Annotated in this window: 10 protein-coding genes; all 10 read right to left on the bottom strand. The window is 53.0% G+C overall.

The genetic code is table 11. The features are described from left to right. Positions 1 to 7: 7 nt before the first annotated feature. Positions 8 to 966 (bottom strand): IS630 family transposase gene (locus tag ACR0JR_RS21025; RefSeq protein WP_480457953.1). Its coding sequence is split into 2 segments (ribosomal slippage): positions 8 to 622 and positions 625 to 966, totalling 957 coding nucleotides; the frame shifts between segments, so codons are not numbered across the junction. Positions 967 to 1,056: 90 nt separating this feature from the next. Then, a complete protein-coding gene (locus ACR0JR_RS21020) occupies positions 1,057 to 2,352 on the bottom strand; it encodes an NAD(P)H-dependent oxidoreductase (RefSeq protein ID WP_480457951.1) in 1,296 nt (431 codons plus the stop codon). Positions 2,353 to 2,355: 3 nt separating this feature from the next. Next, positions 2,356 to 2,892 (bottom strand): dTDP-4-dehydrorhamnose 3,5-epimerase, encoded by a 537-nt coding sequence (rfbC, locus tag ACR0JR_RS21015; RefSeq protein ID WP_480457950.1) that lies wholly within the window; start codon positions 2,890 to 2,892, stop codon positions 2,356 to 2,358. A gap of 988 nt (positions 2,893 to 3,880) precedes the next feature. Further along, positions 3,881 to 4,750, bottom strand: coding sequence for a glucose-1-phosphate thymidylyltransferase RfbA (rfbA, locus tag ACR0JR_RS21010; RefSeq protein WP_480457949.1), 870 nt, complete (start codon positions 4,748 to 4,750; stop codon positions 3,881 to 3,883). A gap of 3 nt (positions 4,751 to 4,753) precedes the next feature. Continuing rightward, entirely contained in the window at positions 4,754 to 5,632 is an 879-nt protein-coding gene (gene rfbD / locus ACR0JR_RS21005) for a dTDP-4-dehydrorhamnose reductase (protein ID WP_480457947.1), read from the bottom strand. Beyond that, positions 5,629 to 6,669 (bottom strand): dTDP-glucose 4,6-dehydratase, encoded by a 1,041-nt coding sequence (rfbB, locus tag ACR0JR_RS21000; RefSeq protein WP_480457945.1) that lies wholly within the window; start codon positions 6,667 to 6,669, stop codon positions 5,629 to 5,631. The genes rfbD and rfbB overlap by 4 nt, the downstream gene beginning before the upstream one ends. Continuing rightward, positions 6,669 to 7,235 carry a dTDP-4-dehydrorhamnose 3,5-epimerase gene (gene rfbC, locus ACR0JR_RS20995; RefSeq protein ID WP_480457988.1) on the bottom strand — a complete coding sequence of 189 codons (567 nt, stop codon included), beginning with the start codon at positions 7,233 to 7,235 and terminating at the stop codon, positions 6,669 to 6,671. The genes rfbB and rfbC (ACR0JR_RS20995) overlap by 1 nt, the downstream gene beginning before the upstream one ends. Positions 7,236 to 7,478: 243 nt before the next feature. Continuing rightward, on the bottom strand, positions 7,479 to 8,894 hold the full coding sequence (locus ACR0JR_RS20990) for a hypothetical protein (RefSeq protein WP_480457943.1): 1,416 nt from the start codon (positions 8,892 to 8,894) through the stop codon (positions 7,479 to 7,481). A gap of 19 nt (positions 8,895 to 8,913) precedes the next feature. Further along, on the bottom strand, positions 8,914 to 9,513 hold the full coding sequence (locus ACR0JR_RS20985; protein ID WP_480457942.1) for a polysaccharide biosynthesis/export family protein: 600 nt from the start codon (positions 9,511 to 9,513) through the stop codon (positions 8,914 to 8,916). 522 nt (positions 9,514 to 10,035) lie between these two features. Continuing rightward, positions 10,036 to 12,465 carry a tetratricopeptide repeat protein gene (locus tag ACR0JR_RS20980; RefSeq protein WP_480457941.1) on the bottom strand — a complete coding sequence of 810 codons (2,430 nt, stop codon included), beginning with the start codon at positions 12,463 to 12,465 and terminating at the stop codon, positions 10,036 to 10,038. Between the last annotated feature and the right edge of the window lie 35 nt (positions 12,466 to 12,500).

Raw genomic sequence — 12,500 nt, 5'->3', positions numbered from 1 at the left:
TTCGCCTTTAACTTGAGGCATATCCCGCAGCCTTGAAGTAGTTCCAGCATTCGTTGGGGTCGTAGAGATCACAAATGGCTCCGATAGCTTGGAAGACATCGGAGAAGGTTCTGGCACCGGTCCGGCGCAGGTGGGCTTTGAGCTTGGAGAAAGCTTGCTCGATAGGGTTCAGATCAGGTGAGTACGGTGGCAAATACAGGAACCAACAACCGTGTTCGTGGAGGGCCTTGGCGGCCTCCTTGTTCCGGTGCGTGGCCAGGTTGTCCAGAATGACGACGGTGCCCGGTTCGATCTCGGGCACCAACACCTCGCGGATGAATGCGGCGAAGGCGGGCCCATCCATTGCACCCTTGATGACCCAAGGTGCGATCAGCGCGTCCCGTGTCAGCCCCGCGATCAACGTCTGCGTCCCCCAACTGCCGAATGGTGCGTCCATGGTCAGCCGGCGTCCTCGCGGGGCTCTGCCACGCAGACGGGTGAGGTTTGTTTTCACGGCCGTTTCATCAATGAAGACAACGCGTTCGGGTAAAGCGGCGATGGCGGGAAGCCGATGCTTGAACCAGTCGGCGCGTTGCTGTCTTACTTTGGCGCGGCGGCGTTCGGTGGCGACCAACGACTTTTTTTGTACGTAAATCCGAGCCGAGACAGGAGATTGGCGATGGACGAATGGTGTACCTTCACACCCTCCGCCTCGGCCAGCGCGTCGCGTAATTCGAACAGGGTGATGTCGGGGTCCTGCGCGATCAGCTCTTCGAAAAACGCCCGGTGCGGGGCCAGCTTGCCCCGACCGCGCGGGCGCCCCTGAGGCGCAGGTTCGGCATGCCCCTTGATCCTGACTTGCCGTGCCCAACGGGCACCTGTGGCCGGCGAGAGCTTCAGGCGCAACGCCGCCGCGCGCCCGCTTAACCCTTCCTCGACGTATCGCTGAAACCGAACTCGCAACTCCGAAGGCAAAGGTGCTGACATGATCCATCCTCCCAAACAGAATGATTCACATTTCGCCCAAAAGGGGAATCCCAAACGATTCAGGTTTCAACCGAAAGGCTTTAGTTTGGTTCAGCCCGGGAACAGTCGATCCTGTTCGCGGCGCAGGCTGTCAATCAGGCGTCCCCCGGGCACTTCGACATCGGCCCATGTTACGACGCTGTCTTTGGTCACGTCGCGGATCAGTTTGCAATCCTTGGCCAGCCCGATCGGTAAAAGCCCTTCGGCGCGCGCCTCTGGCGCGTTCTCGGCTAAGCCATAGGTTTGGAATCCGCCCAGCCCGTCAATGAGATCACCCGCCTTGAGGTCTGTCTTGGCCGTTGTCACGACTTCGACCCGGATGGGGCCATCCGTGGCCAGCACCGTATCCTGAAACAACACCGCGCGAGCCACGGAAAGCGGCACTTCGAAATGGCACAGGTGATAGGGCGTATAGAAGGAATAAAGCGGGCCTTTGCCCAGCTTGTAGAGGTCGAGGAAGTGTTTCTGTTTCGGATCGTCTAGCGTGCCGAAGACAAAAACTCCGGGTGCGGGCAAGGCGCCTACCACATAGTCCACCACTCCACCGCGCGCTATCAGGTCGTCCACATCGTAAGTAGCTGTCAATTCGTCCACGTGACTCTTATGGGTTCGCCCGACCATGCCGCGCTGTGCCACACTCATGCCTGTGGCATTGGCAACAATAGCCTGTTCAAAGCTGATCTTCGTGCCGTCGGCGAAACTGGTGACCATATAGGGATCCTGCCCCCATTGTTCGGCAAACCCCTTTTGCGTTTCCGGGGTGCGATAGGGATCGTGCAGCCCCTTGATGTTTCCACAGACCATCGGTTTGAGCCCGATTGCGCAGACATGGCGATACAGGTTCATCTGCACACCGGGTTGATCGCCGTCCGAGACCGAGTAGATCACACCTGCTGCCTTAGCACGGTGGCGCATCAAGGGTCCAAGGGTAGCGTCCAGCTCGGCGCTGAGGGTTACAAAGTGTTTACCTTCGGAGAAAGTGTTTAGGGCCACACGCGCACCGAAATCAATGGCGCCTGTACATTCCAGAATGGCATCGACCTGTCCCGAAGCACATAGAAGCGCGTAGTCCTCGGTGACGGTTGGCCGACCTGCTTCGATCAGCATTTCAAGTGCGTCAAGGCTGTTTGCGGCCTCGATCTGGTCGTCGTCATATCCGGCTTCGAGATAGGCGCGCCGTGCGGTGTCCAAGGTACGGTTTGCCACGGCCACAAGACGCATGCCCGGAACCGAGTTGATGATCTGATTAGCTACACCGCGCCCCATGGCGCCTGCACCGACCAGGCCCACGCGGACCGGTTGGCCAGCCTCTTCGCGGGATTTCAATGCCGTGTCGAGAATGATCATGTGCTAGCCTTCCGCATTGATCAGAGGCCAGTTGGCGTCTTTTTCGGACACCTCGGTGACGGGTCCAGGCCAGTCAATCCCAAGTGCGGGATCATCATAGCGCAAACCGCTTTCAAGCTTGGGGGTGTAGAATTCATCGACCAGATAGTTGGCCATCGTTCCCGGCTGAAGCGTCAGAAATCCGTGGGCAAATCCCTTCGGGACATAAAGCGCGCGCCCGTTGTCCGCCGTTAATTCGACGCCGATATGTTGGAGATAGGTCGGGCTATCGGGGCGGTTGTCGACAATGACGTCGTAAAGTGCCCCGGCCACGCAGCGCACCAGCTTTGCTTCCTGCCTTGGTGCATACTGAAAATGCATCCCGCGCAGTGTGCCAGTGGTTTCGTTGTGGCTGAGGTTAGACTGGCGGATGTCCATGGTAATGCCGTGCTCCTGCATCTCGTTGCTGCAAAACGCGCGGGCAAAAAAACCGCGGTTGTCGCCGTGGCGCGCAAGATCGATGATAAAGGCGCCTTGCAGGTTGGTTTTTGTGAAGATCATGAATATGCCATTTCGTTGGCCCGATCAGAAGAGCGTGTCAGGTTGGAAAAGAGGCAGGGCTTGAGTGCAGAGCAACACAGATGGATGCAAGTGATCATTTACGCTCCGTCTCAGATCAATGCGTGCTGGAGGTTTAGTTTCCAGATCAAAAGCATCGGTTACAGTCACGTAGTTTCCCTGCTATGAAGCTAATTTATCTTATAAAAACCGCCCTCGCTTGCAATATCTGAGCACCAGTTTGTTTGATCTGTTGCAGTTGGGTTCCTCAGGACGATTTTAGCATCTTCGATCCGACAGGCGTACTCTTCTGTTGAGTCCGCTCCGATGCGGACGAGCATTGCCTGTTACGCTGTATTGTTGTCGAGTTTCAGATGACCGTTCTCTAAGTAAGGTTACGCTTTGAGCCTCCGGCCAGGGGCATATCGGATGGCTTGGACCGCAAGCCCATATCCCGAGAAACGAATTCGCTGCCATTGTTCACCCATATCGTCACCAGGAAGCCGATCTGCCGACATGCTCGATCCAGTGTGGCAACAACATCTTCGCTTTTATAACTAACCCTATGGTAGATGATGGGAGCGGCGCGCGCGAGTGTATCGCCTGCGGTCAAAACACGTAGTTTGCGACCCGTCCAAACCGGTCATGGATAAAATCCATTGCTAACACATCATTGGGCCTCATGGCTTCCGAGCGATTTCCCCTCAGAGTTTGCGCTTGATGACGCCCTGTAACATCTTCCAATTTAGGCAAGCACCGCATGTAGGATAGTAACATCCCAGCATGGTTCTTTGTCCAGTTGAAATATATCGCTGAGCTGTTCCGGCCTCCTGGTGCATTTCTGTAACCATTTTAGCTTCTTCAACCTACTTCAACACAAACGCCTTTTGCGCGTCCATGAATTTTGCTGTATTAATTGCGGTCATTCCTTCTCTGTATTTAGTTGTCAATACAGGCTTGTATTGGTGCCTGTCTTCCAAAAAAACCTGCATCACAACTCTAGCAACAACTCCAGATATGCTCCATATGTAGACTTGGAGAACAGCTTCGCACGTTCGGCAAGGTCGGAATCGTCAATCCAGCCGTTTTGCCACGCGATTTCTTCAGGGCATCCGGTCTGCACCCCTTGCCTAGCCGTCAAAGTGCGAACAAAATTACCTGCATCCAGTAGCGAACCATGCGTGCCAGTATCCAGCCAGGCAAAGCCGCGTCCCATGGTTTGAACGTTCAGAAGATTTTCGTTCAGATACATCTCAAGTAGTGATATGATTTCCAGCTCGCCACGCCCGGACGGTTGGACTTGGCTTGCGCGAGCCGGTGCATCGCCGTCGAGGTAATAAAGGCCAGTCACGGCATAGTTTGAAGGCGGCACTTTGGGTTTCTCAATGAAGCCATGCACTTTCTGATCGTCAAAATCGACCACGCCATAGCGTTGGGGGTTGGCTACGCGATAAGCAAATACTGTTCCGCCGCTTTTCTGTTTATCAGCCTCCTGAAGCAAATCAGGAAGGCCGTGCCCGAAGAAGATATTATCCCCCAGGATCATTGCTGACGGGGCACCGGCCAGAAAATCCTCGGCCAATGTATAAGCCTGCGCCAAACCATCGGGGGAAGGCTGCATGATCCATGTCAGCGACAGCCCATATTGACTGCCATCCCCCAGCAGGCGCTGGAATTGATCCTGATCCTGCGGAGTGGTGATGATCGCGATCTCACGGATATTGGATAACATCAGCACGCTGAGTGGATAGAAGATCATCGGCTTGTCATAGATCGGCAATAACTGTTTCGAGACCGCCATCGTGATCGGATACAGCCGCGTGCCGGAACCGCCAGCAAGAATAATGCCTTTGCGTTGCATGATCTATCCTTCCAAAGCAGGGCTATCTGTGACCTTCAGCTCGGTCAGCACCTGGGCTAGGCCTGCTTTCCAGTCAGGCCGCCCAAGTCCGTAAATGTTATTGAGGCGCGCGCACTCCAGCCTAGAATTTAGTGGTCTGGGGGCCGGGGTCGGGTAATCGGTTGTCGGAATATCGGTGATCTGAACTGTCAGACCAGCCTGCGAGACAATTTCGCGTGCGAAACCTGCCCAACTGATCTCGGGTGCGCCGGAATAGTGAAACAGCCCACCTTCGGCCTGCCGACCAGTCTTGGCTATGGCTAGCAGCGTGTCGGCTATATCGGCCGCCGGAGTTGGTCCCCCAATCTGATCCGCCACAACGATCAGCTTGTCTCGGGTCTCGGTCAGCCTCAGGATGGTTTTGACAAAGTTTTGCCCGTGGGTTGAAAACACCCAGCTTGTCCGCAAGATTGCGTGCCATCCCCCGGCTTGCGCAATCTGGTGCTCTCCTTCCAACTTGGTTTGACCATAAACGCCGAGCGGACCGGTTAGGTCTTGTGGGGTTCGGGGCATGTTCCCTGTCCCGTCAAAAACATAGTCGGTCGAGATATGCAGGAAGGGCAAATCCCGCTCCGCGGCGGCGCGCGCCATGGCACCCGGCGTATCGCCATTGATTACCCGGGCCAACGCGGGTTCATCTTCGGCCTTATCAACTGCCGTGTAGGCGGCGGCATTGATAATCACATCCGCATCCGTGTTTCGGATCACGTCAACGCAGCTTTGTGGATCGGACAGGTCCGCTTGGGACCGATCCAGCGCCTCGATTATGACGCCATGTGCCGATGCTCGCCGGCGCAGTTCCGTGGCGACTTGCCCACTATGGCCGAAGACCAGTGCCTTCATCCGGCCACCCCAAGCCGCTCTCCGACACCGCTGCGGTCCTGCAGAGCAGCCAGCCATGCGCCATTGTCCAGATACCACTGAACCGTTTGCTCCAGCCCGGTTTCAGGTGTGTAAGAAGGCCGCCAGTTCAACTCTTCCCGGATGCGGGTCGGATCGATGGCATAGCGACGATCATGGCCGGGGCGGTCAGTGACAAAACGGATCAGATCGGCATAGGGCGTTTTGCCCGGCTTCAACCAGTCGAGGATCGAGCAGAGCATTTTAACCAGATCGAGATTGGTCATCTCGTTCTCGCCGCCGATATTGTAGCTGCGGCCCAGCTTGCCCTGTTCCAGCACCAGCAGCAGCGCTTCGGCATGGTCTTCGACATGCAGCCAGTCGCGGATGTTGTCGCCAGCCCCGTAGATCGGGATGGGTTTGCCGGACAGCGCATTCAGGATCACAACCGGGATGAGTTTTTCCGGAAACTGGTAGGGGCCATAGTTGTTCGAACAATTGGTCAGAACCACCGGCAGACCGTAGGTTTCATGCCAGGCCCTGACCAGATGATCCGACCCCGCTTTCGAGGCCGAATAAGGCGAATTGGGCTGATAGGGGCTGTCTTCGGTGAAAAAGCCCGTCTCACCCAGAGATCCAAAGACCTCATCGGTCGAGATGTGATGGAAGCGAAAACTCTTGGGTCGTCCAGCGTCGATCCAGTAGGCGCGGGCGGCGTCCAGCAGAACGTAGGTTCCGGTCACATTGGTGTCGATAAAGGCCGCAGGACCATCGATCGAACGGTCAACATGGCTTTCAGCAGCCAGGTGCATAATCGCATCAGGCCGGTGCTTGTCGAGGATCGCGGCCATCGCGCCCGCATCCCGGATATCGGCCTGTTCAAAAGCATAGCCCGGCGCATCCGCGACCGAGGCAACATTGTCCAGACAGGCTGCATAGGTAAGGGCGTCGACATTGACGACCGAATGACCGTCGGCAATTGCGTGACGGATCACGGCTGAGCCAATGAAACCCGCACCTCCTGTCACCAGAATTTTCACTATGCGCCCTCAATCGTAAACGGGGTCTCTATGTCTCGTAAAAACGGAGCTGCTTTATCTTTATCCGACAATTTCGGTTCCGCCATATCCAGCGGCCAATTAATTCCAATATCGGGATCATCCCACCGAATGGCACCTTCTGTTTCCGGCGCATAGGTGTCAGAGCATTTATAGATGATCTCGGTGTTGGGTTCCAATGTCATGAAACCGTGCGCGAAACCTGCCGGGATCAACAACATCCGGCCGTTTTCAAAGCTGAGCTCTTCTCCGACCCATTGCCCGAAGGTGGGCGAGCCTTTGCGGATGTCTACAGCAACGTCGAAAAGGTGCCCACGTCCGCAACGCACTAGCTTGGCCTGCGCCCGTGGTGGGGCCTGAAAATGCAGGCCTCGTACGGTGCCGACTGAGTTTGTAAGTGAGTGGTTGTCTTGAATAAATGTATGGTTAATTCCCACGTTTGCGAATCTGTCCAAATTATATGTTTCCTCAAAGAACCCACGATGATCACCAAAACGTATTGGCGTAATCAATTTAAGGCCTTGGATATTAAGAGATTTTACTTCCATGTTCAAAAAATAGGACCTTGAATTGAGCTCCCCCGATTCACTAGATTTCTATACTGCTTCGGATTCGTCATTGGAACAATCTGCGAATAGAGAACATATCCTACCGCCCCTAGCAGCACGTAGCCCTTTTTGCCTTTGTTTAATACTTGGAATATCACGGCCCCGTGGCTGGCTCATTTAAGCTGAGGGTAGTGTTGCAGCTTTTAAATAAATACTATGGCCCCATAGTCATTGCGTTACCAATCATGGGCGCCAGGCAAATTCCCGGCCAATTTGAAAGAATGCTAGAGGGCTCGTAGCACGACCGAGACCGTCCTCATCTCTCACACGGTAGTTGAGGCCGGCATTTATGACCCATTCAGACTCTAACTCGTAGCTATAAACCGCATTCAAATCTGTGCGTTCAACACGTGGATCGACCTCCGTATCGTCACTAAGCACTTGGGTTGCACCAAGCCCAAAACGCGAAGAAGGGCCTAGGCCCCAAATATAGCCAATGTCCAAAATGTACTCATCACGAAATACATCATCATCCGTTATGACTACATCTCGATCGAAGAAAACTCGCAATTCATTTTCCCCAAACTCATTCACGTATCTCAAAGATCCAATCGGTTCGGTTTTTCCACCATCCGTATGCGCGACACCCAAACTGGCTGAAAAATTGGCGCCGAGGACATCCATACTACGACCAACGCGGAACGAGTTAAGTCGACCAGCCAGCGCTAGTTCACTCTCGAGATCGAATGTCGCCACCCCATTGGGCATATCATATTCGGCACCAACCCTACCGAACAGGCCAGACGTGGTTTGGTCTCCAGCGATCTGTCTGCGCTCGTCGATATCTACATATCCAAGTGCAAAATCTAAGCTAGTACGTGAGTTGATTGCTTGAGATATTCCAAAGAGTATATCTTTGGTTTTGCGGTCTGTCTTATCCTGATCGTCCTCGTCAAATTGTTCAGCACTAACGTCAATGGTTGCTGTTGTAACGGGTGATAGAACAAAGCTAACACCCGCCCCACCGCTAACGGTGCTTTCATCAGTAAGATCCGGGTTTGTCTGATCTACATAACTGATGTCTTGAGTATCTATACGGAAGTAATAATTGACTAAATCTTGTCGGCCAAAATCCATCTGGAATGTAAGGTTGTATTCTCTTCGTGTCCCCTCACCGGTCAGATCATCGAAGTCCGATGGCAAATCAATTACACCGTCATCATCAACAAAATCACGTAATGACCGAAGAAAACCAATGTCATAGCTAGAGAAATCAGCACCAAAGTCTAGCCCTGCATTGGCACCATCACGAATATAACCAAAGTTAAAGATGGAGTCCCCAATATCAAAATCGCTGTCTTCATTGGGTAGGTTCGTCCAGCGCAATGCAGTGACGGCGTCCAAACTCAAGCTTTGAATAGGCGTCTCACTGGACAACCCAAAGGACAAGATCGTCGATGCGACTGTTCCGTGCCCTTCCTCGGGAACATCAAGCCCAAGATTGCGGCCGGTCTCTATTCGCTCCGCGATACCAAATGCCATCTGAGCCCCACCTGGGTCTAGGTCAACACCTTGGGCTTCAATGCGACTCCCTGAATTGACAATAGTACATGCAACAACACAATACAGTGCTGTTTTTAGAACGTTTTTTTGTTTCACTGCCCTGCCCCTTTCGGGGTTATTCGAACAAACGCCGCTGCGGGATTACAATCACATCACCGTCGGCTAGCTTTGTCGATCCCCCTGATCCTGTGCCGTCCAACATCGCGTCGTAGTTAAACTTGTATACGGTTTCTTTGCCCGCGCTGTCTGTACGACGAAGCATTATCCGTTTTGTAGCTGCAAATCTAGAAAATCCACCCATTTCGCCAAAGAATTGCAGGAGTGTTGTACCGCGCACAGGGGCGTGCCTGCCCGGCGCCCCAGCTTCGCCAATGACATATACATCAATTGTGCGCTGAGGTAGCGGCTCGCGCGGAATATTAAGTGCGCCTAGAGATACAAATACATTGGGGGGGGAGGCAAAGTTCGGAGACAATAGCTGAGCCAGTTCATTACTGACTTGCTCAACACTTCGACCACCTGCTCGCAAAGACCCTGCGAGTGGCACATTGATACGACCGTCCGGGCGCACCAAAACATCACGATTCAGGCTTTCATCCTCGAGAACTTCGATACGTAGCGTATCCCCCGATTGAATGCGGTAACCTTGCGCTTCAGCCGGCAGTGTTGCAGCGCCAATGATGACTGAAACGAACAGCGCCAAAATAGATTTCATATCCAAACTCTTTCATGCTAACTTGAGCAACTCCTAGCTGTCTACCAGGTGCCCATTAACCCTTTACCAGTGTATTCTGCCCTGATTTTGATGAAAATTCCACGCTTTCTTCCCTGCATCTCAAAATTCATCTGTCTTTGCTAGGCTTGGTCAGTCTGACCCTAGAACGACACGCCTGACTGTTCTCATCCAAGACATGATTACGCCATATTTACGCTTTTGGTTCGTACCATTGTCTCAATAGCATTCTGGCTAGGCATATCTTTGGGAACAAAGTGCACAATAATTGCCGGGCTGACTCTACTTGGGATGACCTTAGGAACGGTTTGGGGTGTTGCCGCGTTGAAATCGGGTGCCCCCATTGGCAATTGCCATTACGATCTAGGCCATAGCAGGCAGCCTTTGGACTTTGGAGGCTATTGTAATTTTATCACTACATATCACTTGGACTGATGCTCATCAGGCTGAGCAAGTGACGGCGCAGCGTATAAATTCGGCACAATCCTAACCGCCCAGACAGATTCAATCGTTTGATGAGAGGGAATTCAGCAACTCTTGAGTTCTATTGAATTGTGAGAGTTCTTGATTTTCAAACAGTTCAGATGCACGTGTTAGTGCCTCTCGCGCATTCTGCGTCTGACCCAAGGCCATATAGGTTTCCCCTAGATGATAATGCACCAACGGATTGTTTGGCAGGCCGGCAGCGGCTTGTTTTAGGTAGTCTAGCGCTTCCGAGTGATTGCCGCGCCGAAATGCAATCCAACCGTAAGTATCTTGAAAGGCTGGTATATCTGAACCACGCAACCGCCGCGCAACTGTGTATGCGTGCGACAGGCTTTCCTCATCGTTGCGATGTGTCGTGATTAGACTGGCCAAATTATTGGCAATAATTTGATTGCTGGAATTTTCGGCATAAAGAATTTCATAGAGATCAATAGCGCCATCGAAGTTTTGCAGACGTTCCAATTGTTCAGCTCTAAGAAATTTCGGCAACACCATTGTGGGGTGCGCTTCGATTGCCGCTGTAAGCAAGGCTGTTAAGTCATCTTCACGCTCTTGCTGAGTTAGAATCTGGTTGAGTTGGCGTAGAAATCGGGGGTCTTCAGGAAACTCTTCCAGCAAGCTACGATAGGCCTCTTCAGCCTGATGGTTTTTCCCTTCAACCACATGAATACCTGCACGTAAGAAACGTAGGTCAGGGTTTTGGGAATCTTGCTTCAGCCGCTCGTCCAGCATACCCCGCGCGGTATCGACCTTGTCTTCCCGAACGAGCGTGCTGATCAGCTTAGCCAAAGCCGTAATGTTGCTCTCATCTGTTGATGACAGCTCTTCAAGAAATGCGATCGCATCCTCTGGGCGGCGTTGCCGTAAGAGTTGCACCGCTTCAATCCGATCGGCAGCAGCTGTCGCATTCAAAGTCCCTTGCGCCCGAAGCTGCCATACAAGGCGTGTAACCTGATCCCAATTCTGCTGCCTGAGTTGGATATCTGCCATCGCCATGAGCAGATCGATGTTGGTTGGGGTGACTTTGAGTGCATCCGTTAAAACGGCTTTAGCGACATCCAAACGATTATCTTGGGTAAGGAAATTGACATAGCGCAAAGATTCCTTCGATGCGCGCCCCGACGCCTCGACCGCAAGCGAGTACCGTTCCCCCGCTAGTTCGCGGGCTCCTGCACGCTCATGCGCTTGCCCCATAAGAGTCATAATATCCGGGTCACGTGGAGCACCTGCTTGTGCCGTGCGTAAGGTCAAGATCGCGTCCTCGGGGCGATCATCTTCGATCTCCCAAGTGGCGCGCATTTTCAAAGCTTCTACATGGCCTTGGGTATTGGTCAGAATCTCATCGACCAGTGCTTTTGCTTCGTCAATATTCCCTGCGCTGACCAACATACGCGCCAGATTTACCTTTAGGTTTGCGGATTCCTCCGATGCTTCGGCGCCTTCCAATATATCCTTCATGGTCGCAATTGCCGCGTCAGTGTCTCCTTCCTCAAAGTCCAGCGCCGCGCGTGTCGCCAAATAGGTATTATCTGTTGAATCCTCTGCGATCAGCCGATCAAGTTCAGCGCGCGCATTTTCAGAGCTTTGTGTGCGCCGGAGAAAATCTACAACGCGCAGATTTTCGACCGGACCCGCTTCTGGAGCATTAGCAAGCTTACGCAAAAATGCTTCTGCCCCTGCCATGTCATCTTGTTCAAAATACCAGGCCAGCAGCATGTTGCGTGCTTGGAGGTCATCCGGAAACCGCTCAACCATGTCCTGAAGAGCAAGACCAACCATCGCCATATCTTCCTGAGACATCAGCAACTCTAGTCTGATTGCATAAAAATTAAATTCGTCAGGCAGATGCGACAACGCTATTTCGATGTTTTCCAGCGCAAGTTCAGTATCTCCGCGGGTCACCGCGTGATCAACTACCAGCCGCCAAGCCAATTGATCCGAGGGATCTTTATCCAGCTTAGCCTTCGCTGCATCCAGCGGAGCGTCAAGGGCCAACATATCACCAGCTTGTATAGCCTCTCGGTAATCGAGAACTGTGTTCAAGAAGGCAACTTCTTCATTGTCTGGGGCTAAGTCACGAGCTGCGCGCCCATGGCGGAACGCTTCTTCCCAAGCATTTAGTTCGAGTGATATGCGCGTTAAAGGAATGTGTGCTTCCAAACGATTTGGATCCTGTTCGACAACTCGCAAATACTGACTTATCGCTTCCTGGAATTCGCTCTTCTCCTCCAAGGTTTGAGCGTAGAGAAGTCTGCCATCTTTATGTTCAACATTAAACTTAATCACATTGCGCAACTCGACCAACGCGCGATCAACATCGCCGTCTTCCAAAAGTTCGAGTGCAGATTGATAATGTCGCTCGGCTCGTTCTTTAGAATCCTCACATCCCACAAGGAACAAAAAAGTACAGATCGCAAGGAACGGCAAAGAAGGCAGGCGGTGCAGCATTACAATCTTTCCGGCAGGGTAACCCTGTCGATTTA

Source organism: Ruegeria sp. AA3, assembly GCF_056542905.1.
This window is presented reverse-complemented; position numbering and strand designations above follow the sequence as displayed.

What these genes read in the sequence shown, in the direction of transcription:
- ACR0JR_RS20985 (WP_480457942.1), bottom strand. Translation starts at nt 9,513, where the DNA reads ATGAAATCTATTTTGGCGCTGTTCGTTTCAGTCATCATTGGCGCTGCA.
- rfbC (WP_480457950.1), bottom strand. Translation starts at nt 2,892, where the DNA reads ATGATCTTCACAAAAACCAACCTGCAAGGCGCCTTTATCATCGATCTT.
- rfbD (WP_480457947.1), bottom strand. Translation starts at nt 5,632, where the DNA reads ATGAAGGCACTGGTCTTCGGCCATAGTGGGCAAGTCGCCACGGAACTG.
- rfbC (WP_480457988.1), bottom strand. Translation starts at nt 7,235, where the DNA reads ATGGAAGTAAAATCTCTTAATATCCAAGGCCTTAAATTGATTACGCCA.
- ACR0JR_RS21020 (WP_480457951.1), bottom strand. Translation starts at nt 2,352, where the DNA reads ATGATCATTCTCGACACGGCATTGAAATCCCGCGAAGAGGCTGGCCAA.
- rfbA (WP_480457949.1), bottom strand. Translation starts at nt 4,750, where the DNA reads ATGCAACGCAAAGGCATTATTCTTGCTGGCGGTTCCGGCACGCGGCTG.
- ACR0JR_RS20980 (WP_480457941.1), bottom strand. Translation starts at nt 12,465, where the DNA reads ATGCTGCACCGCCTGCCTTCTTTGCCGTTCCTTGCGATCTGTACTTTT.